Source organism: Streptomyces sp. JW3, assembly GCF_052216785.1.
Classification (GTDB): Bacteria; Actinomycetota; Actinomycetes; order Streptomycetales; family Streptomycetaceae; genus Streptomyces.
Genome location: NZ_JBQOUX010000325.1, coordinates 1 through 245, shown reverse-complemented (window position 1 = coordinate 245; position 245 = coordinate 1). Strand labels below are relative to the sequence as shown.

At 47.8% G+C, this 245-nt stretch carries 1 protein-coding gene; it reads right to left on the bottom strand.

Annotated elements, in window-relative coordinates; all coding sequences use genetic code 11:
- Positions 1–245, bottom strand: a 245-nt coding sequence (locus ACTT8P_RS38685) for a transcription antitermination factor NusB (protein ID WP_442836467.1), incomplete at both ends; no start/stop codon positions are given.

Here is a 245-nt window from a genome sequence, read left to right as displayed (position 1 = left end):
GGATACGCCTTTTGCAGACGCTTCAGCAACCAGGAAGGATGCAGATAACGTGCATCACTGGCATTAAACTCGGCTAATAACTCATCTTGCTGACGCTGGAACTGACGTAATACACCGTTAATCAATCCCTTAAGTTGCGGGCGCTTAATTGCAACTGCGCCTTCAACCGTTTCAGCCAGCGCGGCATGAGGTGGAATGCGGGTATAAAGCAGTTGATACAAACCAACCATAATCAGGTAATGAAC